The sequence below is a fragment of the Ferroacidibacillus organovorans genome (assembly GCF_001642725.1).
Taxonomy (GTDB): domain Bacteria; phylum Bacillota; class Bacilli; order Alicyclobacillales; family SLC66; genus Ferroacidibacillus; species Ferroacidibacillus organovorans.
Map to the genome: position 1 here is coordinate 1 of NZ_LSUQ01000045.1, position 20,348 is coordinate 20,348.

The 20,348-nt window shown below is 48.7% G+C and carries 19 protein-coding genes and 2 pseudogenes; 4 read left to right on the forward strand and 17 right to left on the reverse strand.

Features of this window, described 5'->3' with window-relative positions; all coding sequences use genetic code 11:
* Positions 1-2: 2 nt before the first annotated feature.
* The 6 genes from AYW79_RS11765 to AYW79_RS11790 all read right to left on the reverse strand — a co-directional run bounded on the left by AYW79_RS11765 (position 3) and on the right by AYW79_RS11790 (position 7,391).
* Complete coding sequence (locus tag AYW79_RS11765; protein WP_082806734.1) at positions 3-1,727, reverse strand: peptide ABC transporter substrate-binding protein; 1,725 nt, start codon at positions 1,725-1,727, stop codon at positions 3-5.
* A 113-nt stretch (positions 1,728-1,840) separates the two neighbouring features.
* Positions 1,841-2,836, reverse strand: coding sequence for an ABC transporter ATP-binding protein (locus AYW79_RS11770; RefSeq protein ID WP_067566106.1), 996 nt, complete (start codon positions 2,834-2,836; stop codon positions 1,841-1,843).
* Positions 2,833-3,813 (reverse strand): ABC transporter ATP-binding protein, encoded by a 981-nt coding sequence (locus AYW79_RS11775; protein WP_067566109.1) that lies wholly within the window; start codon positions 3,811-3,813, stop codon positions 2,833-2,835. Before AYW79_RS11775 ends, AYW79_RS11770 begins: the two co-directional genes overlap by 4 nt.
* Before the next feature lie 431 nt (positions 3,814-4,244).
* Positions 4,245-5,009, reverse strand: a complete 765-nt coding sequence (locus AYW79_RS11780) for a YoaK family protein (protein ID WP_231877850.1) — start codon at positions 5,007-5,009, stop codon at positions 4,245-4,247.
* 270 nt (positions 5,010-5,279) lie between these two features.
* Positions 5,280-6,152, reverse strand: a complete 873-nt coding sequence (locus tag AYW79_RS11785; protein WP_067566115.1) for a DMT family transporter — start codon at positions 6,150-6,152, stop codon at positions 5,280-5,282.
* Positions 6,153-6,461: 309 nt separating this feature from the next.
* Positions 6,462-7,391 (reverse strand): hypothetical protein, encoded by a 930-nt coding sequence (locus tag AYW79_RS11790; RefSeq protein WP_067566118.1) that lies wholly within the window; start codon positions 7,389-7,391, stop codon positions 6,462-6,464.
* 165 nt (positions 7,392-7,556) lie between these two features.
* Here AYW79_RS11790 and AYW79_RS11795 point away from each other — a divergent pair, with 165 nt between their 5' ends.
* The 3 genes from AYW79_RS11795 to AYW79_RS11805 all read left to right on the forward strand — a co-directional run bounded on the left by AYW79_RS11795 (position 7,557) and on the right by AYW79_RS11805 (position 10,007).
* The gene (locus AYW79_RS11795) at positions 7,557-8,249 is read left to right on the forward strand and encodes an SOS response-associated peptidase (RefSeq protein WP_067566121.1); all 693 of its coding nucleotides are present in this window, start codon (positions 7,557-7,559) and stop codon (positions 8,247-8,249) included.
* Positions 8,250-8,336: 87 nt separating this feature from the next.
* Complete coding sequence (locus AYW79_RS11800) at positions 8,337-8,879, forward strand: GNAT family N-acetyltransferase (RefSeq protein WP_067566170.1); 543 nt, start codon at positions 8,337-8,339, stop codon at positions 8,877-8,879.
* Positions 8,880-8,975: 96 nt separating this feature from the next.
* On the forward strand, positions 8,976-10,007 hold the full coding sequence (locus AYW79_RS11805) for a DUF2332 domain-containing protein (RefSeq protein ID WP_067566173.1): 1,032 nt from the start codon (positions 8,976-8,978) through the stop codon (positions 10,005-10,007).
* A 132-nt stretch (positions 10,008-10,139) separates the two neighbouring features.
* Here the strand turns inward: AYW79_RS11805 and AYW79_RS11810 are convergent, their stop codons facing one another.
* The 7 genes from AYW79_RS11810 to AYW79_RS11840 form a co-directional block, all read right to left on the reverse strand.
* Positions 10,140-10,667, reverse strand: a complete 528-nt coding sequence (locus AYW79_RS11810) for a Gfo/Idh/MocA family protein (protein WP_231877851.1) — start codon at positions 10,665-10,667, stop codon at positions 10,140-10,142.
* Positions 10,668-10,788: 121 nt separating this feature from the next.
* Complete coding sequence (locus AYW79_RS11815) at positions 10,789-11,154, reverse strand: Na-translocating system protein MpsC family protein (protein WP_067566179.1); 366 nt, start codon at positions 11,152-11,154, stop codon at positions 10,789-10,791.
* Positions 11,155-11,208: 54 nt separating this feature from the next.
* Complete coding sequence (locus tag AYW79_RS11820; RefSeq protein ID WP_156481859.1) at positions 11,209-13,794, reverse strand: DUF2309 domain-containing protein; 2,586 nt, start codon at positions 13,792-13,794, stop codon at positions 11,209-11,211.
* Positions 13,795-13,826: 32 nt separating this feature from the next.
* Positions 13,827-15,347, reverse strand: coding sequence for an NADH dehydrogenase subunit 5 (locus AYW79_RS11825; RefSeq protein WP_067566185.1), 1,521 nt, complete (start codon positions 15,345-15,347; stop codon positions 13,827-13,829).
* 360 nt (positions 15,348-15,707) lie between these two features.
* Entirely contained in the window at positions 15,708-17,153 is a 1,446-nt protein-coding gene (locus AYW79_RS11830; RefSeq protein WP_067566189.1) for an NADP-dependent isocitrate dehydrogenase, read from the reverse strand.
* 287 nt (positions 17,154-17,440) lie between these two features.
* The gene (locus AYW79_RS11835) at positions 17,441-18,313 is read right to left on the reverse strand and encodes a DUF6671 family protein (protein WP_067566192.1); all 873 of its coding nucleotides are present in this window, start codon (positions 18,311-18,313) and stop codon (positions 17,441-17,443) included.
* Between the two features lie 235 nt (positions 18,314-18,548).
* On the reverse strand, positions 18,549-18,827 hold the full coding sequence (locus AYW79_RS11840; RefSeq protein ID WP_067566193.1) for a helix-turn-helix transcriptional regulator: 279 nt from the start codon (positions 18,825-18,827) through the stop codon (positions 18,549-18,551).
* Positions 18,828-18,899: 72 nt separating this feature from the next.
* On the opposite strand from AYW79_RS11840, the gene AYW79_RS11845 reads away from it, so the two are divergent.
* Positions 18,900-19,118 carry a hypothetical protein gene (locus AYW79_RS11845; protein WP_067566197.1) on the forward strand — a complete coding sequence of 73 codons (219 nt, stop codon included), beginning with the start codon at positions 18,900-18,902 and terminating at the stop codon, positions 19,116-19,118.
* 65 nt (positions 19,119-19,183) lie between these two features.
* On the opposite strand, the gene AYW79_RS16140 is transcribed toward AYW79_RS11845, so the two are convergent.
* From AYW79_RS16140 to AYW79_RS15890, 4 genes and pseudogenes are all read right to left on the reverse strand, one after another.
* Positions 19,184-19,636 (reverse strand): GNAT family N-acetyltransferase, encoded by a 453-nt coding sequence (locus tag AYW79_RS16140; protein WP_067566206.1) that lies wholly within the window; start codon positions 19,634-19,636, stop codon positions 19,184-19,186.
* A gap of 99 nt (positions 19,637-19,735) precedes the next feature.
* Positions 19,736-19,894: pseudogene (locus AYW79_RS16145) on the reverse strand (tetratricopeptide repeat protein); the annotation flags it as partial.
* A 53-nt stretch (positions 19,895-19,947) separates the two neighbouring features.
* Entirely contained in the window at positions 19,948-20,139 is a 192-nt protein-coding gene (locus tag AYW79_RS11855; RefSeq protein WP_067566200.1) for a hypothetical protein, read from the reverse strand.
* A gap of 20 nt (positions 20,140-20,159) precedes the next feature.
* A pseudogene (locus AYW79_RS15890) lies at positions 20,160-20,348 on the reverse strand (DMT family transporter); the annotation flags it as partial.

Here is a 20,348-nt window from a genome sequence, read left to right on the forward strand (position 1 = left end):
ACTTAGTTCCCCGAAGCGGTCCAATACTGCATTTGCGGGAACGCCGTAGCAGCATCCAAGTACGGAAGCACATTGTGAACACTCGGCGCAGTAACCACTAATGTCGCAACATTTTGCCCCCACAGGAACGGAAGAATGTTGGCGGTGTAATTTTCATAGGCAAAGAAGTGGCTCATGGTCTGCTGACTGGTGGCATACGGGATGTGCGTCGCTTGAATCAACTTGTCTTCCTGAACGTTGCTAAACCCGGTGCCAGACGGCGCGGTTGATGCAAACAGCTGACCGCCTGTCGGATAGAATCCTGGTCCGTTGTAATCCCAGCCGGAACCCACCGCCAATTGCCACGAGTGGTTGGTTTTATCGCTCGTCGTGCTGATAAACGAACTAAACGGCATCGGCTTTAGCGTGACGACAACGCCTTCACTCGCCCAGTCCTGCTGCATGATCTCTGCCGCGTCGGTCGATGAAGTCGTACCGCTTACGTACATCATCGTGAACTTTAATTTTTGGTTGCCTTTTGTCATGACGCCATTTTGTAGCTTCCAACCGTGCGCTTCAAGCAGTCGTTTTCCCGCCGCGAGGTTGAATGGATACGGATTTTTCGCCGCGAGGGTAGGCGAGATGAAGGTCGTTTTGGGCACGGTTGCAATCGGTCCATCAATCGGCACCGCATAGCCTTTGTAGATGTCTTTGCTAATGCCCGCGTTGTCGATTCCCATTTGCAACGCCTGACGAACGTACAGTTGGTCAAAGATGCTCTTCGATGGAGATCCAGGCCACATGTTCATTTCCGTCCAGAAGATGCCAAAGGGGTACTCAGGCGTCACGCTATCCCCCATCGAAGTGAGTGAGCCTTTCGATCCCAATTCGGATTGGTCCAAATAGCCGACGTTGATACTTCCCGTCTTGAGCGCGGCCAACTCTGCCGTGTTTGACGCTTCAAAGTTGAATACGACTTTATTGACTGTGCTCTTGTGGCCCGGGTAATTTTTGTTTGGAATAAGAACCCACGACTGACTCGGTGTGCCACTTTGCACTTTGAAAGGGCCATCAACGACCGTGTCAAACATGGGATTTGTCGCATTGGCGCCAAGGTACTTGATTTCCTGAGTGATGTTTTTGTATTTGTTCCAAACCGCAGAAGGCATAGGCGTCAATTGGATGATGCCGTTATACATAAACCACTGCTGGTTGGCTGGTTTGTCAAGGGTAATGGTCAATTCATACTTATTATTCGCGACGACACTCTTGATGCCGTTTGGAATGTTGCCCGTTCCGGCGCCGACAAACGGCCACGGTGTAGGCGCATTCGAAGCGGACGCCGCCTTGATCACATTCCACGTAAACAGCACGTCTTGGGACGTGACAGGCTTGCCATTGGACCATTTCCATTTCGGATTCATAAAGATGTGATAGATCGTACCCGCTGGGTTGTAGGTGATTCTGCTTGCGATCGAGGATTTCCAGTTGATCGAATAGTTGTTATTAATCCAGAGTAGAGGCTTGTACATCTGATCTACAAATTGCGTGTTGTACACACTGTCATTTGCTGCATTGGTGACGGGAAGAAACCAGTTCAAGTTGGTCTGTGACGGAAGCGCGTATTCGATCGTTCCACCCGATTTGGCGCTCGCCGCCTTCGATGCTGCAAACGACGCTGGCGCGAGTAAAAGGCTTGTGCTTGCAACCATGGCAAGCGTGACGGCAAAAGACTTGTTGATTTTCATGATTCGTTTCCCCCTTTTGAGATTTTTTCGTGCGTATGGATATACGAAAACCTTATGTTCGACGAACGGAGCTCACGTCACGGCGTCCCCCCTTTCAAAGTGCATGTTGTGGATCATGCTTGTTGAAAGACTTCAGAAGAAGGTTCTGCAAAATGGCACGCCGCAAAATGATCTTCGGCGACCTCTCGCCATTCAGGCACATCGTGTCTGCACACGTCCTGCGCCAATGGGCACCGCGTGTGAAAGACACAGCCAGACGGTGGATGGGCAGGACTCGGCAAATCGCCTTGCAGAATGGTTCGCACGCGGCGCGCGCGGGGGTTTGGTATGGGCACTGCTGATAACAGCGCGCGTGTATAGGGATGAACAGGCTGGGAAAAGAGTTTATCAGAGGATGCCAGTTCTGCCATTCGGCCAAGGTACATGACAAGCACCCGATTGCTGATGTGCTTGACGACAGACAGATCGTGCGCAATAAACATGTAGGTGAGGTTGAACTCTTTTTGTAGATCTTCCAAGAGATTGATGACTTGTGATTGCACGGATACATCGAGTGCGGCAACCGGTTCGTCAAGAATGATCAGCTTTGGATTCAGGATGAGTGCGCGCGCGATTCCGATGCGCTGCCTTTGACCACCCGAGAACTCATGCGGGTACCGACTTGCATAGGAAGGGTCGAGCCCTACGCGCTGGAGGATGGAGTAGACGCGCTGTCTTCGCGTGGCAGGATCGTAGAGTTGATGCACCTCCAGGGGCTCGGAGAGCGTTTGAAAGATGGTATAGCGAGGATTCAGCGAGGCGTATGGATCTTGAAAAACAATTTGCATTTCTCGGCGCATCGTGCGCATCTGCGCTTTGTTCAGCGCGAGAATATTTTTTCCCTCGAATTTTACTACGCCGTGTGTCGGCTCAATCAAGCGAAGAATGCTGCGTCCCATCGTCGATTTGCCGCAGCCTGATTCGCCCACAACTCCGATGGTCTCACCCGTTTGAATTTGTAGGGAGATCCCATCCACCGCGCGCACGCTGCCGTTTACCGTGTGTAAAAAGCCTTTTCGCAGTGGGAAGTGCTTCTTCAAATTGTTGATTTCTAACAAAACATCACTCATGCGTTCGCCTCCTTCGGTTTGCTCAACCAGCAACGAGACGTATGTTCTTCTCCAACGTCAAAGAGTTCGGGCGACTCCGTTTTGCATTGTTCCATTGCGTTCGCGCACCGAGGAGCGAATCGACATCCCTTTGGCATGCGCGACAGGGAGGGAACATTTCCCTCGATCGGCTGCAATCGCTCTTTGGTCACGGCATCGATTTTCGGGATGGCATTCAGCAGTCCCTTCGTATACGGATGATTCGGCGCAAAAAAAATGTCATCGACGCTGCCTTGTTCGACAATTTCGCCAGCGTACATGACCGCGACCCGATCGCACATCTCAGCGACCACGCCTAAATCGTGCGTAATCAAAAGGACGGACGTACCATAGTCGGACGATAATGTTCTCATGAGCTCCAAAATTTGCGCCTGAATGGTCACATCAAGGGCCGTCGTAGGTTCATCCGCAATCAGAAGGTTTGGATTACAGACCATTGCAATCGCGATCATGACCCGTTGGCGCATGCCGCCCGAGAGTTGATGCGGGTATTCATCCATTATCTCGTTTGGGCGAGCAATCCCCACTTTTCGCAACATCTCAAGAGCCTGTTGAAACGCGTCGCGCGCCGACAGCTTTTTGTGCAGTCGCAGCGACTCTGAGATTTGTGCGCCAATTTTATACACCGGATTCAGCGATGTCATCGGTTCTTGGAAAATCATGCTCACTTCATTTCCGCGAACTTGTCGCATTTCGCGATCCGACAGTTTCAACAAATTCCGACCGCTGTAGTGAACATTTCCATGTACTTTTGCGAGTTTAGACAATAAGCGTACCAACGCCAGCGAAGTAACACTCTTACCGCATCCTGACTCTCCGACAAGGCCGAACGTCTCACCCGCTTTTATATGAAATGAGACGTCGCGCACAGCGTAAAAATCATTTCCGTTAACGCAAAATTCAACGCTTAGTGACTCAACATCCAATACGTTCGACAATGTTACGCCCCCAAGGGTTTAGCAACTTCCATTGCACACTTGTTCCTCCATACATCCACGCTCATTCAGCGATGCGTAATTATGCCGAATACGCGAAAATAAACGACTGAATGAAATAATACGTTTAAATAAATCATCAATACAGTTGGATTATAAGCGCTTGTATGATTTGTGTAAATAGATGATTTCTTTACTAGATTAACTCGCTGAAGAGCACCGTGCATCCCTTTTACACTGATTCATTTGGGGTCTATACACGAAAAGGTGATCTCAAAAGAGATCACCTTTTCTAAAATGGCTTGTTATGCGAATGCACTGCAACCCTTTCTACCTTACCCGAGAAATCGATCGGCTGAATAGGGCATCCCCTTATTCACGGCCGCATGATGGTGGATGGCTCGGCAGACTACAGCGACGCATCAGTAAAGATCTTATGCTTCATTCCAATTCCCTTGTTCTGACCTTCGAGGTGAAGATATCCGCATCAGCAACGTAGACGATACGACGACGACGGCAACGATTGCGATCGGCAGCCAAACTGCCTGCAGATGCCACATCGCGATAAGCCCTCCGCACAGTGCAGCTCCCACACCATAGGCTAGAATCACCATCGCCCACATCGACAATGCAAGCGGCGATATCTGATTTTCCGGTTGTTGACTGTCTTTTGCGTTCGGCGTGAATCCAAATCGCTGACCGATCTTCCATACAGAGATTTCCACGAGCCCAGTTATCGTACTGGTGATCACGGTCGTCGTCACCCCATTCACGCCGACTCGTCGGGCCGTGACGCCTTGCAAGCCCATGGCGAATGCGAGAACCATCACCAACAGTTGTTTAAAATGGGTATCCAAAACGTATGGCAGTTGGCTGAGAATAGAGAACAGAACAAGTGCGGCCAGCTCGACGGTCGTCACGACGGATGCATTGGGAGTCCAACCGGATCCTTTTCGTGTCTGTCGAAAGATGACGGCAGCCACTGCGGCGCCCAACATGAAGCCTAGCAAGGCGGATGCGTAGTTGAGCGGATTGAGCTTATCCAAGTGGCTCAAAGCTAGGCCAAATAATACGGTGTTGCCTGTCATCGCGGCGGTAAAAACTTGACCAAGAAGCAGAAAGCTGATGGCATCGACACACCCTGAAGTCGCAGTGAGGAGTACGAGCATCGTGTTGTGCATGGCTGGCCTGGAGGACATGTCATCAATCCTTTTTTCGAACTTCCAAAATTAACATCTAATATAATGTATACTAGTTGTCAAATTCTTTAAATGCACTGAGCACGAGTTCTGGTCTGATCCATCTCTTCATCAGAACTAAATAACCAAATGTGCCGCTTTCCTTGCAGTACCATAAGTCACTGACTGGCGTTGTGTATCGCTTTGCTCTAAGATGAATGTTCAAGTGTTATAAGCCAAGATTCATTCGATTATCGTTCAGGATTGACACCACTGTGACCTATAACTTCATTATATCTGCAGCACCTCATTCTTTTTTGGCTTCGGCCAATTTACGAGGAATATTCCTACAAATATGAATAGCCCCCCCAAGAGAACCGGCCATCGAATAGGTTCGCCAAGAATCAACCAACCAGACAATACACCAAAAAACGGGGCGAGAAACAGAAACGCACTCGTTTTTCCGGGATCTCCGTTTTGTAAAAGATAAAACCAAATGGCAAATTGAACAATTGACGCCATCACGGCGAGCCATACCAAGATAGAGATCGATGAGATATTTATCTCAATGTGAGGTCGCTCAATAGTCACACTGCCAAGCAGGAGTAGCAATCCGCCAACGAACATTTGATATGCCGTCAGAACCCATGTGTCGATACGGGGACCCCAACGCTTGATGAGCAATGTGGCGATCGCCCAAGATACGGCGCCTAAGAAACCTAACCACGTGCCAAAGCGAAGATGCAAATGAAATCCAAGTGTCACGAAAACCCCGAGAAAGCCAAAGACCACCCCAACCCACTGAACAAAGCGGTAGCGATTTCCTACAAAAAGCGTTCCAAAAATGACGACTAGCAGCGGGTTCATAAATGTGAGAATTGACGATTCACTCGCTGTGATGGTGCGGAGGCTGATAAAAATGCAGCCCATAACCCCTGCAGTTTGAAACAGTCCAATCACGGCCATCTGTAACCACCCGATCACTGTTTTCGGGTGCTGGCGTCTTGCCACAAACAGAGACATGAGCATGCCCGCCAACGTGAATCGAATACCTACTAATAGGAGCGGTGATACATATTCCAAGCCAATCTTACCAACTGCAAAAGAAGACCCCATTAAGGCAGTAGTGATAAGAACAAGGAGCCCATATAAAAATCGATTCATAATTTACGCCCCTTCTTTTTCAGTGCCTGAGCGTATGTTCTTGCAACCCATCCATCGTACCCATCGATTCGCCATTCCGGTCAATATCCACCAAATATGCCCTTGCTGCGGCATACGCCCGTTCGCATAGCACACGCACAACATTTTCAGCCTCCACGATGGATTCATACTCAACACCATGATAGCGAAGATTGCGTCACGACGATAGATTTATGATTGAATATTAATGATTGCAATCTCGCTATATACATATAACTAGGGTAATATTACTCAAGTTACGCATCCGTGGATAAACGAAGAAGAGAGACCTTACTCCGTCGGGGATTGGTTGAACAATCGAATTGTCAACACGAGCGCTGTAACGATCCAAATTCCCCAAAATGCCCAAACCCATCCCGCCATAAATAAATAGTGTGCAGCCGAGTCAAATCCAATTTGCACCGGATTACCACCTATGCTCGAACTCGTTCCCGTGAACTTTAAGGGGGACAGCGCCTTCAGCCACGCGAAAGGATCTGCTAAGGCAGGAGGGATTTTCGGATCACTTATCGAAACACCGAAGAATGGGCTTGATGCATTGTACCCCACTATTTTATCGAGAATTGACGCGATGGCAAAAGGTAAAAAGAGACTTGCAATCGCCAAGACTGCGCCAGGAATCCAGAAGGTTACAACCGATGTAAAAAGAAACGCGGTGATCAAGGCGACGAGCATGCCTAGACTGTTTGTAATCCACCAGCCGATTACGACATCCCATGACAGAGGGGCCCCTGCCCATGCGTTCAAGAAGACGGTGATGCCTCCGCGCAAGAGTTGAATTCCGAGGACGATGGCGAACCCTAAACCGATTTTAGAAAAGATCGTTTCCGTCCGTTTGATAGGGACTTTTCGTGCGATGTACTGCAAATCGACTACTCTATCTTTGGCCCATAGAATGACGCCGAGAGCCAGCGCGATCAACGCCCATGAGACGCTGATGGACGGGTCGGAATAAGGGTGAATAGCTGAGATAGGCGCTAAAGCTCTGGAATGCGGATAGGTGAATCCGTAAATCGCCGGAACCAGTGCATACCAAAAAACGCTCTCGGCGCGATTCTGACCCGTATGATAGAAAACTGACAGTAGATTGAAAATCGGCCCAACCATCAAGACGAGCCCGACCCCGAGCAGCCAAGTACGATAGGTTTGCCATTCGCGAAATCGCGGCGCGCTGTTTTGCTTAAAGTAGGAGTGAATCACGGGTATACCCATCCTTTTTGTTCATCTAGCGCTCGCAATCTGCGTAGATCATTGATCTCCTTATCCTTTATTATTACCTTATCACCTGAGAAAGGATAGATGTTCAGGTGCATGCCCATTTTAAATCCAATAAATTTTCGCATCATGGACGAGAGGTGAAGGATCATGTGTGGACGTTACTCTTTTGTATCTTCAACGGAATTGCTAAAAGACACATTTGATCTTCAGCATATGGAATTATTCCAAAACCCTCGCTATAACATTGCCCCAGGCCAGTTCATCATGGCCATCGTTCAGTCAGACGATCACCGGACACTCACCTTTTGGAAATGGGGGCTCATTCCGTTTTGGGCAAAAGAGAACCACGCCACGTATTCATCTTTTAACGCAAAGTCTGAAACCGTATTTGATAAACCCATGTTTCGCGTTCCTGTCCGAAAGCAACGCTGCCTCATTCCGGCAGATGGCTTTTACGAGTGGAAAAGAACCGGAAAAACAAAGCAACCTATGCGTATTGTCGTGACGGATCGGCCCGTTTTTGCATTCGCTGGAATCTTTGATGTATGGCGTGATAAGGAAGGAAATACCCTTCACACGGTGTCGATTCTTACAACAAGTCCAAATGCGTTGATGCAAGACATCCATGATCGTATGCCGGTCATTTTACCTCCCGAATCCGAAGCAACCTGGCTTAACCCTACCATTCAAGATCGCGCAGTACTTGAACCCTTACTAATCCCCTACCCTGCAGATCAAATGCGCGCCTTCCCAGTCGCAAGCATGGTCAACAATGCCAAAAATGATGTATTGGCATGCGTCGAACCTTTATCTATCGAACAACCCCCGTTTTTTGATTAATATCGATTATTACGACACATCAGCATAATAATACGCAACAACAACGTTTGAATTGTGGGTACTGACTAAGAAAGGTGGCGCTTATTGATGAGACTCTACTCTGACAATCTAATCTTGAGACCATTTGAACTTGAAGATGCACACATAGTAGGATTATTGGCTGGCGACTACGAAATAGCAAAGACTACGCAAAATATTCCGCATCCATATCCAAAAGGTGCCGCCGAGGCTTTTATAAAACGCTCGCATGAAACCACCAAAGAAGGCACTCATCATGATTTTGCAATCATTCGTAAACACGACAATGAATTGGTCGGGGCGATTGCCCTTGGTATCACCCCTAGGTACAAACGAGCGGAAATGGGATATTGGACGGGTAAACCATATTGGGGGCAGGGCTACATGACAGAAGCGGCACGCAGGCTTCTTAAATTCGGATTTGAAGAACTTGATTTGAATCGTATTTATGCGTTCGCGTTCACTTCAAACCCCGCGTCTTCAAAAGTTATGAAGAAAATCGGGATGACTTATGAAGGAACCCTTGTTCAACACGTTCTCAAGTGGGATCAATATCACGATTTGGATGCCTACGGGATACTGAGTCAGACCTATCAAAAGCTCCAAGGTTAACCCATCTGCAGTCTTTAATTTTTAATAGTTTTGGGAGGGATATCTGTGATTCGATTTGCAGATGTTTCATCGGTTCATGAAACTAGGGGGAATGGTATGAATTCGACTCATTTATCCGCGGGATTTAGGAGGTTTGCTGAAAAGGAGTGCAAAGGATCCAGCAGGCTATACGAATTTTTATCCATTGAGATTTCAAGGGACACTCATTTGCTCGAATTGAGTTCGCACTGTTCCCAGGGTCAGCCTGTTCCCAACTTGTTATTTGCTTCCGTTCATTATCTCCTCTTGTCCGGAGTTGATCATGAATTGAAAGCGTTTTATTTAAGTGTCACAGGCAATCCACGTCCCTTTGAAGGATCCTTTCCACCATTCAAAAATTTCTGTCAGAACTACCGAAATGAAATGATCCGTCTTCTTCAGAGTAAAATGGTTCAAACCAATGAAATTAGACGATGCACCTATTTTTATCCAAGCTTTTGCTACATCTACAACAAAGTGCGACGCCCATTATCACTTGTTGAAATAGGAACAAGCGCGGGATTGCAGCTTTTGTGGGACAAATACAGTTACTCATATGGTACGGATAGCGTCTATGGAGACCTCAGTTCCAGTGTTCATTTGACTTCAGAATTACGAAGTGGAAATGCACTACCATTATTGCAAAAAACCCCTCCAGTTAAATCGAAGTTCGGAATTGATTTACATGTGGTCGACTTATCCAAAAAAGAAGATTATCTATGGCTAAAATCATTGATTTGGCCGGAACACAAAGAACGACTGGAAGTGTTAGAAAAAGCGGCTCAACTTTTCACTATTAACTCTGTTAACTTAATTGAGGGCGATGGAGTTTCATTACTGCCTCATGTTGTCGAACAAGTACCTGAGGATTCAGCTTTATGTATTTTTCATACCCACGTTGCCAATCAAATTCCAGATGAATTAAAGAGAAAACTAATAGATAACATCAAAGCCATCGGTACTAAAAGAGATGTATTTCATCTTTACAACAACATCTCAGACGTTGGGAAACTGCATTTAGATTCTTTCATAAACGGAGTAGAATTCAATGAAATCATCGCGGAAACAGACGGACACGGTCGTTGGTTTGACTGGTATGTAAATATGTAACGTTTGTTGCTCATACAGGAGTGTAAACGGGCAAGTCCGTCCCAAGAAACCGAAGTACCATGGGCCATCAGCGACAAGAGCGCGAGGTCGTTTTTCTCTCGCACTCTTATTGCTACCCTTTAAAAGTCCAAGTTAGAAACGAACCGGTAGCCCGGTCACGCTGCTTTGCCACGCTGCTTCCGTCAAGCGCGCCACCTGATAGCCAGATTCAGCCGTTGCGGCAGCCTCGTGTCTGCGGCCAAGAAGAAGATCGACAAAATCTTCAACAGGCGTGCGAGTCGGCGGCAATTCTTTTGCTGGTACTTCTACCAAGTCTGCATCCTGCCCTTTAGCGACCCACAGCTTCCCGTTTCGATAGAGCGCAGTTCCACGCTCCCCGTGAAACGACACATCCTCATGCCAGCGAATCGAGGCGCTGCCCACCACACTCCAGGTACAGATGGCCCCGCCTTCAAATCGCACCGTCACCGCCGAGTCGATATCCACGCCGGTACCGCGATTGTCAATCGAGGCATACACCTCCAAAGGCTTCAGACCTGTCGACCACAGCACGACATCGAGCAGATGCGAACCTGAGTCATTGAGTTGCCCCCCACACGATAGCTCCGGATCTTGACGCCATGAACCGCGCGTGGCATTGAGCCAGTGCTGTGCCCATATCGACGCTCACGTGATCAAACCCTCCATCACGGACGTACTGCCTTCTAACCATTCATTAAAAGAAGCACTAGAAAATTCAGGCTTACAGTGTTTGAATAGCAAATCGATTGTTTTGATTTTATTATGAAAAAGCATTCGACAAATCACCTGACAGCCGGAAAACCATGACGCGTTCTCCAGAACGAGTGCTAAGATCCGTATGAAAACTCAATACCTCAAAACCGATAATATTGGAAATCATTTTATTTAAGTCAGCAATACCCGATTCCACCAAGCTAGTTCGATTCCTTTTTATCGATAACAATCCTTCTTTATCACTGCAAAGGGAATATTCCGCAGGAGTTAAGATGCCGCGCAAGGTAACAATAATCATATCCCGTAAAATATCTGATTTTACAGTCAGAGATCCACGTCCAAGATAATCTTTCTCCCATTGTGTTAATGCTCTGCTGATTTCAGACTCGACCATACCTTTTGATTTATTCATGAGTATCTTCCTTTGTTATAATCTTTGATTTAACAGTGACGTTCCTATTTAGAATTAACTCTCCCAGCGCCCTTTCGGATCAATCATCGCAAGCCGAATCCATCCATTTTGAACCTTTTGGCAGAATGCGGCATCGTGGGCCAGTAATCGCTCCACGTAATGTTCCGGCGCTTCGATGATCACCAGCAATCGCAGAGGCGCGTGATAGAACTCTTCGTCGGATTTCATGACGGATTGCCAGGGAAATCCAACTAACAAATCACTTGCGTTCCCCTGCATGACACCAACACCGGCTGTCACTGTTTGTGTGACTTTGTTCCCGCTACCGTAATAATACGGCGCAACGGTCGACCCATAATACTGTAGATTTATCCACTGAGCCACGGTTGCTGGACCTGCGATAATGTTCGAAAGCAAAGAACCGTTATCATCCTTTTGCCAGTCATAGGAGTGCAAAAAGACTCTCCCGTCCAAGTCGCACGCTTTGGTCAATTGCCGGGTGCCGATGATAAATGCGGCGTTGCGTGCCAGACCCCATTCGGGACGTACCTCGCTCCAATCTTCCGCAAAACGCTGCACCTCGATCTTCGGATGTTTAAAACGAAATCCAAGTGATGGTAATCGCGATAACTGCTCCGCGTTCACGTGTTCACTTACCTTGGGCAACACCCCCCGGATTCCATCAAATGCTTCTTGTGCTGCTTCTGAAAGTTCAGGAACGTACAGCCAACGTAATTCATTGAGCGTCGTGATATGCTCGGCGGCTACAAACACCGTATCTTTCGGAATGGATATCCCATCGTTACCAAGTATTTCCCTCACTTTTGGACTGTTACACAACGTTGCTAAAACTCTGGCATTAAAACCGCCTGATGCCCCGCCACAAGCACCACAGTCTAATGCAGCGGCATAAGGGTTGTTCGTACTGTGACTCCCATGCCCGCAAATGATTACTAATGGAGAGAAGTTTTTCGTCAACCCCATCATGTTGAGCGCTTGTCGTACATAATACACTTTCTCTTCCTCAGAAAAACCGATCGGCAAGCCAACTTCCGAGTCCATATAGTCAAGCGACAGTTCCGTAGAAGGTTTTTGCAACCATTCGTGTCTCAGTTTTCTAAAGGTACGACCAGCTTTACGCGGGAAAAAACTACGAGCCAACATTTGCAGGCTGAGCCATGGACCACTTACCTCTGGTAGCAATAAGCTCGTCAGTACGTTTTGTTTCATGATTTGAAACGTATGTTTTACCGAGATTACCGTTTGTCGGCGTTGTTCATACTGTCTGAACGCAAATGCAGAAGCAGACTCCTTGATTTTGTGTTGTGGTTTAAGCATTACCGGTAAGGACGCGTGGCTGTGAGAACTGCCAAGTTTACATGTCTCAATTGGCAATCCGAAAAAGCCAGCAACGCCAAACGTCTCAAATGGACCCGCTTTTTCCAGTGCTCGACGAAAGGGCTCTGAACGCGTGTCAATACAAAATGCGACTTGTACCAACACAGGCGTTTCCGCATGGGATATGGACTGTTTCGATGTAATCATTGCTTTCAGTCGCTCTTCGTACGTTTCTTCCCAGGCTTCGAGCCAAATCCTGCGACGAAGAAATTCATCAAAATAAACAGCAAGAGTTAAGTATGCTTGTTGCTGTGAAGCAGATAAATGTGACCAAGCTTCAAGCGGCAAGTCGCCCCAATGTGCCCATGCCGCAATCAGTCGAACATGAAGCGATTGGTCTTCAGACTGTTGTTCAGGTAAGGGCAAATAAGGTTTGATTAAAGCCCATTCCAGCGTAATTCGAACAGCCAAATACTCGATTAGCAGTGACTCCTCTTCAGGCGTTTGCTGCGAACGCCACAGCATCATCCCAGCCCACCCTGGCAAGGACAACAAATGCGCCTCAAGATAGTGCTGAATTTGACACGGAGAGATTTCAAGCGCTGCCAACGCTTCCATTAAAGCATCGATTGCCTCTCTCGGACATTTTTTTAGCAGTTGATGCTGCGAATGATTCAGCGCCGGATCGTATTGCACAAGTCGGTGCCAAGCTCGATAGAAACCTTCCTCGCGACTTGGGAGTGACCAAGCTGTGTGCGATCCGTCTAAAAACAACTTGCACCACTTGATCACGTGGCGGTCTAAGTCTCGAGCCAGTTTCACACCGGTCTGTTGTTCCATGCGAAAACTTAGTGTTTGCAGCGAATGTTGCTGTTTAATTGGTAAATCGATAACACTCAGTTTTCCTATTAGATTTTTTAGTTCAGGTGCTTCTAAAAGCACAGAAGGGAGATCATCCAACTCCAGCGCAGCCCGACAGAAACGTTCTGCAACATCACGTGGCAATTGCAAGGATTGTGAATCAAGCCAGCGTTGCAGCCCTTTATCAAGCAACTTCGGATCAATTTCACCCCGATTCATCGCGTCCCTCAATAACGAAACCCCAGGATAGATATCCACGTCACGGATATCTTTGAGCCAGCGCGCGACTTCGTCAAAGAATTGGTTTTCAAGCCCCATCCAGGGACTCCTTGCCGCAAACTCGGAAATCGGTCCAAGCGGCGCAATAACCCTGCTGGCTAAACTCACCAAATTAGGAATGTCACTGGTCGAAACAAGATCAAGAACATCAGGTATTTCCATTTCCTGTTTTAAACCAAGTTGTTCTGAGAATGTCAATGTTCCATCCATCGTGTTTCACCTCCTAAAGTACTGCGCAGCTGTAGATACTCCGGATGACTTTCAACCGAGTCGCGATGGGGTTCTCCAAATCGTACGAGCCACAGATACACAATAGCGTAGAAAGTAGACGATGGATGGCGAGATAACCACGCCCCCGTCACACTACCGATCAATAAGATGAATAAAACTAAAATGATGACGGATAGATGCGGTTGGATTCCTCCTTGCGGAACGGTTCCGTGCAAAAGCACATAGAAAGTGGTAAGAACGATGCCGAAGACAATTAGCATTCCTGTAAATACGAAAAATCCCGCAAAACGCCTAATACGTCCGTAACCCATTGCCACAAGATGTGACCAAGCAAAAGACACAGACCATCCCAGGAGCAGTGCACTGATCATATCGTAGCCTTTGCCATTGACAATGAACCAAAACCCAATTCCTACAAGAAGTCCTAAAATGCCACCGATCATTCGCCATAATTGTGAAGTTGTCTTGGGAGCTACTTGCTCGTTGTGATGTACAGCAGAACCAGCTTGCAAGAAAAGGGCAGATTTGAACAGTCCATGTAAGACAGCGTGAATAATGGCTGCCAAATAAGCACCTAATGCGCATTGAATTAGCATGAACCCCATCTGCGCGATCGTTGATCCCACTAATTGGCGTTTGTAATCCACTTGGACCAAGATCGTTCCGGTTCCAAGCAATACTGAAAAACCGGAGAGCACAATCAAAACAATTTGGGCTAAATCACCGCTGAAAACGGGAGCAAAACGCGTCAGGATCATTCCGCCTGCATTCACGACACCCGCATGCATTACTGCTGAAATTGGCGTTGGAGCAACGACCAAATCTAACAACCAGCGTTGGAAAGGAAATTGGGCTGCTGGAATGACAACTGCGGTAACCAACAGCAAGGATACTCCCGTTCTGCCCCACGAGCCCAGTTGCGCCAGACTGGCTTTGGTAAGCACAAGTGAAAACTGCCAGTGTCCAGTCGCCATCGAAAGCCAGGTTATCGCGATCAACAAAATGAGCCAACTGAGTGCAAATAATCGACCAGCGCGCACAGCTGCAGTCCTTGCTACCTGCCAATCCCGATTCAACCGTATGAGCCACGTCAACCCCAAAAGTGTAACTCCCCAACATGCAAGCAGAAGGCGAAGATCGTTGCTTAGCCAGGCAACCGATGCGGAACCCGTAGTCAGTGTTAAGAGCGCAAAATATTGTCGATAATTTCGATCACCAAGTAATTGGTGAACCGAATAACGTTGTACGACGAAACCGATCGTAAGGACGAAAAACGCTGTCAACCAAGCCAAGGGATCAAGATGCCACGGACCATAAATTCGACTCGTGCTCTTCATCACAAGATTCAACAGTGCAATCAACGGAGGCAGCCCACTCACGCCAACGTGAATACGGACAAAATGCAGGGGAACACGCGGATGCAATAGGACCACAGCGCTCAACGCCAATATCGAAAGGGAAAAGAAAAATGTTGTAACGAACATCCCGTCCCCCCTATTCTAGGATTGAAATCGACAGATTTTATTCTGTCCACAAGCATAAAAAACCGACAAATCCAAAAGGTAATGGTCTTATCGTGACCATTACGCCTTGAAAATTGTCGGTTTACTATCAACTAACCAAATTGGCTTTTTGAAAAGTCTACCAAGATATCATGTTTAATTTTTCGTTTACATTTTACTCGTTATCAAGTATGCCGTCAAGTTGGGCAGCTTGATCGTAATGATTCGGGGGTTTTGTTCACCATTTACATGAGACTGCATGATATGCGAAAGTCTCATCCAATCACCTCTCCTTCGTATTCTGAGAGCCTCGCGTGATATCGCTTCTACATATCGGCAGATTTATCCGTGCACCGCCGAGAATCCCGGAACGCCGTCAAAGAGGTACAGGTTCTCCGTCTTGATGTTGTCAAAGCATGATTCCGTCACACGCTTGAGCAGTTCTACCACATGACCGGGCGCTATGACCTGTCCTTCATTGCTCAGAAACCGACATCGCCAGTGATCCGTGCAAAATGTCTCGGGCAATCCGTTCGGCCAAACCTTTACGCCGCGATTCGTAATGACCTGCAATTGCAACGACTCCATGGATACCTGGCTGAGCGCACTACCCAAGTCGTCAGGGGAACCCTGTTCCCAATCCAGGAACACATCAACGCCCACGAGACGCTTTTCCGCCTTCTTGTGATGACCGTTCTTTTGCCATAGTGACAAAGAATGCGACACCTCGTAAGAGACAGGCGTGAGCACGCTCGGCACGTCTCCCAGGCGACGGATAACTGCGGCGGCGAACTCGGCGGTGCCGGCCTTCTGCCGGCTGACCCCTTCCTTGAAAATATCGTACGTATGAATGCCGTCTTCTATCGTCTTCAACCAAGCGTTATGCACCCGCGCGGCGACCTCAGACTGTCCGATATGGACCAGCATCATGACCGCCGCAAGCAGCAGGCCCGACGGATTCGCGAGGTTTTGTCCCGCTCGTCGTGGAGCGGACCCATGAATGGCTTCGAACATGGCGCACTGCTCCCCAATATTGGACGACCCCGCCAGCCCCACCGATCCGGCAATCTGCGCCGCCACGTCGGACAGCACATCGCCATACAGGTTCGGCATGACGATGACATCGAAGTGTTCCGGCGTATCCGCCAGCTTGGCCGCACCAATGTCGACAATCCACAATTCATTTTCGATATCAGGATACGCTGCGGCCGTCTCATCGAATACCTTGTGGAACAGCCCGTCGGTAAGTTTCATGATGTTGTCCTTGACGAAGCACGTAACCTTCTTACGACCGTTGGCACGTGCATATTCGAACGCATAGCGGATGACCTTTTCCGATCCCGGACGTGTGATGAGCTTCAGGCACTGGTACACCTGATCTGTCTGCCGATGCTCGATGCCAGCATACAGATCTTCTTCGTTCTCGCGGATGATCACCACGTTCATGACCGGGTGCTTCGTGTGGACAAACGGGGAGTACGACACGCTTGGGCGGACGTTGGCATACAGTCCTAAGGCCTTGCGCGTCGTGACGTTCAGACTCTTGTATCCACCGCCCTGGGGCGTCGTAATCGGTGCCTTGAGAAACACCTTTGTCCGCCGCAACAATTCCCACGCATTCGGATCCATTCCCGTTTCAATGCCACGCAGATACACCTTTTCACCAATTTCAACCGTTTCGATCTCAATATTGGCCCCCGCTGTCTGAATGATGTCCAGCGTGGCTTTCATAATTTCAGGTCCGATACCGTCCCCGTAGGCAACCGCGATAGGGATTCGTTGCGTCATGATCTCATTCTCCATTCTTCTACCCATATTTTGTTTGGACTATTCGAATTGATCAGAAATATTCGAGCACAAATAGACTCCGGTATCGTGGTTGCTCTCGCAGCAGATGCAACGGTTCCACCACGTCACACGACCCGTAATGAGCAAAAACTCTCCTTCTTCTTGAATTCCTATCGTAGCCGCCGGTCTTCATCCCCCAAGAGAACAGGCAACCAGCGCGAGTCTGCCAGCAGGACAGAAGGTTTGATCAGGCAATTTACGAGGACCCTGTCACCCCGTGGACGTATCTATGGATTGCACCAGGAGCAATCTCCGGCAGAAGCGACGCTTAACCCATCAGACCGGGGAACGTTCTCGCGGTATTCGCAATGCGGGCAGCCGTGAATCTCCATGCAGATCAATTCCGTTTTAGCGCCACACCATTCGCACGGTAGCCCCCTGACGACATCCACCAAGCCCCATCCTGGCGTTTGGCATTCCGGACAGAGTGCCGCAAGCCGGCGACCGAGCTGCACCACAACCTCACGGAGCACCTGCTGTCGTGTCGGATTCATATGCGCACGCATATCCGTCTCCACATGCGCAAGACCGTCCTGCGAGGCATGTGCGCATCGCTCCAAGGCTTCCTTCAGTGTCTCCACCTTCGTAATTCCTTTGAACAAGAGTCCCGGTTGTAATCCGGTGTTCGGTCTGACGATCAGTCCGTGCGATGGAAAGCATGCCCGTGTGAGAAATTCCTTCAAATCTTCAAACGTTCTAGCCGCATCCTGCGCATAGTTTGTCTTGCGACTGAGGATCTGTTCCACAATCTCAATGCCCATGTCATCATCAATGAATGCCAGAAGTTCATGATCCGCAGGAATAAATAGCAACCGGGGGTCAGGACCGAAGCTCCCCTCACTCGCTAGGCCCAATGTCATTCCGGCGGCATTCATTCCCAAACGCGCCTTACGCAGGACCACTTCCCGAGGAGTGCCGTGACGCTCCACTTCGCCGCTGAACGTTCCGAGAAGATCCGTGTCCAAGCCACTCGGCACATGCAATGAAAGTCCGATCGCCTTTCGTAAAGGCTCTCCGAACACCCGCTCTTTCAGGTGTTTTGTAGCCAAAGCAGCCTCGCGTCCTTGATAGGGATGATCCCCCCTTTGTCGTTCGTTCATATCCGAAAACCCCTTCTCTACAGTCGTCTCATGAGGGTACGTACTCTTTTGGAGGTCGTCAGATTCCAGTCATACGCCTGAGCCACCCCGAGCACAGCCATTTACCCAAGAGATTTCACGCCTTATATAATTAGTGTATTTATTATCACGAATTATAAGTCGTATGTCAACACATATCGATCCATGCACACGCTTGGACAGCGCGCGGGTAAATGTAAATTGACACGGTGATCTACTAATCCGGCATCGCAAGCAATTCTAGGAGATCTTTGATGGCACGCCCGCTTTGCGCGGGATGACGCATAGGCAATTCCGGATGAATCTCGTAACGGTTCTTCCGCCCCTCCCGGAAGCGGCTGATATATCCGGCACCTTCAAGATCATCAAGAATACGCTGTACCGCCCGCTCCGTGATGCCGACGATCTCCGCAATCTCCCTGGCGGTCAAGCGGCCGTTACGAACAACACACAGCAGAACCTGCGAATGATTGGTGAGAAATGTCCACTCTGCCATGGCCGATGCCTCCAAGTGTCACTAAATTGATAACTTCCGTTTCATGATATACCAGTCCGAGGTGATACAGCCATGGAGCCGAAGAAAATCTACGAAGTGGCCATCTATTTGCGCAAGAGTCGCGATGATTCAGACGGAGAGGATAGTATCGTGGACATCTGTCGTTTCCCTTGGCTTATGGAGGCCAAAGAATGGTTCATCCTTGGCCACGGCGTCACCAAGAGAATTGCAAGACAAAACAATAAGCGTGCACTTAATATCAAGGGGATGTTTTCGCATACGGAGAAGTAGTTCGTCACGTTATCGCTCACGAAATTCACCACATTCATAAAAAGGATACGGGTCACCGATAAATGTCACAAATTCTGATTCAACCGGATCATATCCCGGCACTGAATGCCGTTCTCGTAGATGGGTTCGTCATAGTGTCGTACAAAGAAGTCGATGTCCACGCCAACGATTCGAAACCCACATTTCTGATACAGGCGTAGCTGGTCAACGCTTGAATTGCCCGTACCGATCTCGATGGTGCGAAAACCATCCTTCCTAGCGGTCTCGATGGCGTGTAGGACCAATCTTCTGCCAATCCCTTGCCCCTGAACGTCCTCCCGTACGGCAACGTTGACCAATTCAACCGTCTCGGGGCGGGTTCCGATGAGCACGTAGACGCCGATTGCCGTGTCACTGACCTCGGCTATCCAACAGTTTCCTCGTTTGACGTAATCGGCAACAAACTTTTCTGATGGATCTGCCAATAGCAACAAATCCATCGGCGCCTGTTCCCCTTCCTCCAAACGTCGGATATGTATTGGTACAGGATGCGCTCGATGGTCAGTCTGTAACAGAACCTTATCGATTGATAAATTCATCGTTTGAGAGGATGCTTCATCCCCCATCTCCTCGATGCGGCCGACGTTCCGCAATGAACTGCCGAGTTGCAAGCGGGCATAAGCGTCATATTCTGCCGAAAGTCCGAGAGAAATTGCCTCTTTGTACAGTGGAACTGCCTGCGCCTCTTGACCTAAATAGTCCAAGACATTCGCTAGTTCAAACTTCGCTCGACCCATCGTGGGATTCGGTTCCTGTTCCAAATCATCGCCCTGCTTTCATTATCTATATTCTACTTCGGTTGCATGCGCCTGATTGCACACACGAGCACCTCATTCTCCACGAATCGCATATCGATCGGGCTGTTTGGCAAAAGTGAGAGACTGGCGGGTTGCTCCAGAGCGTCATTCAAAGCGGAGCCAGTCTCTCGTAGCTGCCAGTAGCCTCCAAAGAATGTTTCATTGTCATAGGCTTTCTGCTTCATCGCATCGTCCCTCCTCAAATTCAGTCGAACAAGCCAAGCAAAATCACGCCCACTGTAATCAATCCCGCCGCCGTAATCCTTTGACGGCCCTGTGCTTCCTTGAGAACCACAATCCCAAGAATCGTGCCGAAAACAGTCCCGATCTCCCGCATCGGAGCAAGTTGCGCGACTGGTGCCAGATGAAGTGCCAACAGGAAGAGCAGGTATCC

Coding starts and splice junctions, on each gene's coding strand:
- AYW79_RS11845 (WP_067566197.1), top strand. CDS start 18,900: ATGGAGCCGAAGAAAATCTACGAAGTGGCCATCTATTTGCGCAAGAGT.
- AYW79_RS11795 (WP_067566121.1), top strand. CDS start 7,557: ATGTGTGGACGTTACTCTTTTGTATCTTCAACGGAATTGCTAAAAGAC.
- AYW79_RS11825 (WP_067566185.1), bottom strand. CDS start 15,347: ATGTTCGTTACAACATTTTTCTTTTCCCTTTCGATATTGGCGTTGAGC.
- AYW79_RS11815 (WP_067566179.1), bottom strand. CDS start 11,154: ATGAATAAATCAAAAGGTATGGTCGAGTCTGAAATCAGCAGAGCATTA.
- AYW79_RS11830 (WP_067566189.1), bottom strand. CDS start 17,153: ATGACGCAACGAATCCCTATCGCGGTTGCCTACGGGGACGGTATCGGA.
- AYW79_RS11770 (WP_067566106.1), bottom strand. CDS start 2,836: ATGAGTGATGTTTTGTTAGAAATCAACAATTTGAAGAAGCACTTCCCA.
- AYW79_RS11785 (WP_067566115.1), bottom strand. CDS start 6,152: ATGAATCGATTTTTATATGGGCTCCTTGTTCTTATCACTACTGCCTTA.
- AYW79_RS11835 (WP_067566192.1), bottom strand. CDS start 18,313: ATGAACGAACGACAAAGGGGGGATCATCCCTATCAAGGACGCGAGGCT.
- AYW79_RS11780 (WP_231877850.1), bottom strand. CDS start 5,009: ATGTCCTCCAGGCCAGCCATGCACAACACGATGCTCGTACTCCTCACT.
- AYW79_RS11800 (WP_067566170.1), top strand. CDS start 8,337: ATGAGACTCTACTCTGACAATCTAATCTTGAGACCATTTGAACTTGAA.
- AYW79_RS11820 (WP_156481859.1), bottom strand. CDS start 13,794: ATGGAAATACCTGATGTTCTTGATCTTGTTTCGACCAGTGACATTCCT.
- AYW79_RS11805 (WP_067566173.1), top strand. CDS start 8,976: ATGAATTCGACTCATTTATCCGCGGGATTTAGGAGGTTTGCTGAAAAG.
- AYW79_RS11840 (WP_067566193.1), bottom strand. CDS start 18,827: ATGGCAGAGTGGACATTTCTCACCAATCATTCGCAGGTTCTGCTGTGT.
- AYW79_RS11855 (WP_067566200.1), bottom strand. CDS start 20,139: ATGAAGCAGAAAGCCTATGACAATGAAACATTCTTTGGAGGCTACTGG.
- AYW79_RS11765 (WP_082806734.1), bottom strand. CDS start 1,727: ATGAAAATCAACAAGTCTTTTGCCGTCACGCTTGCCATGGTTGCAAGC.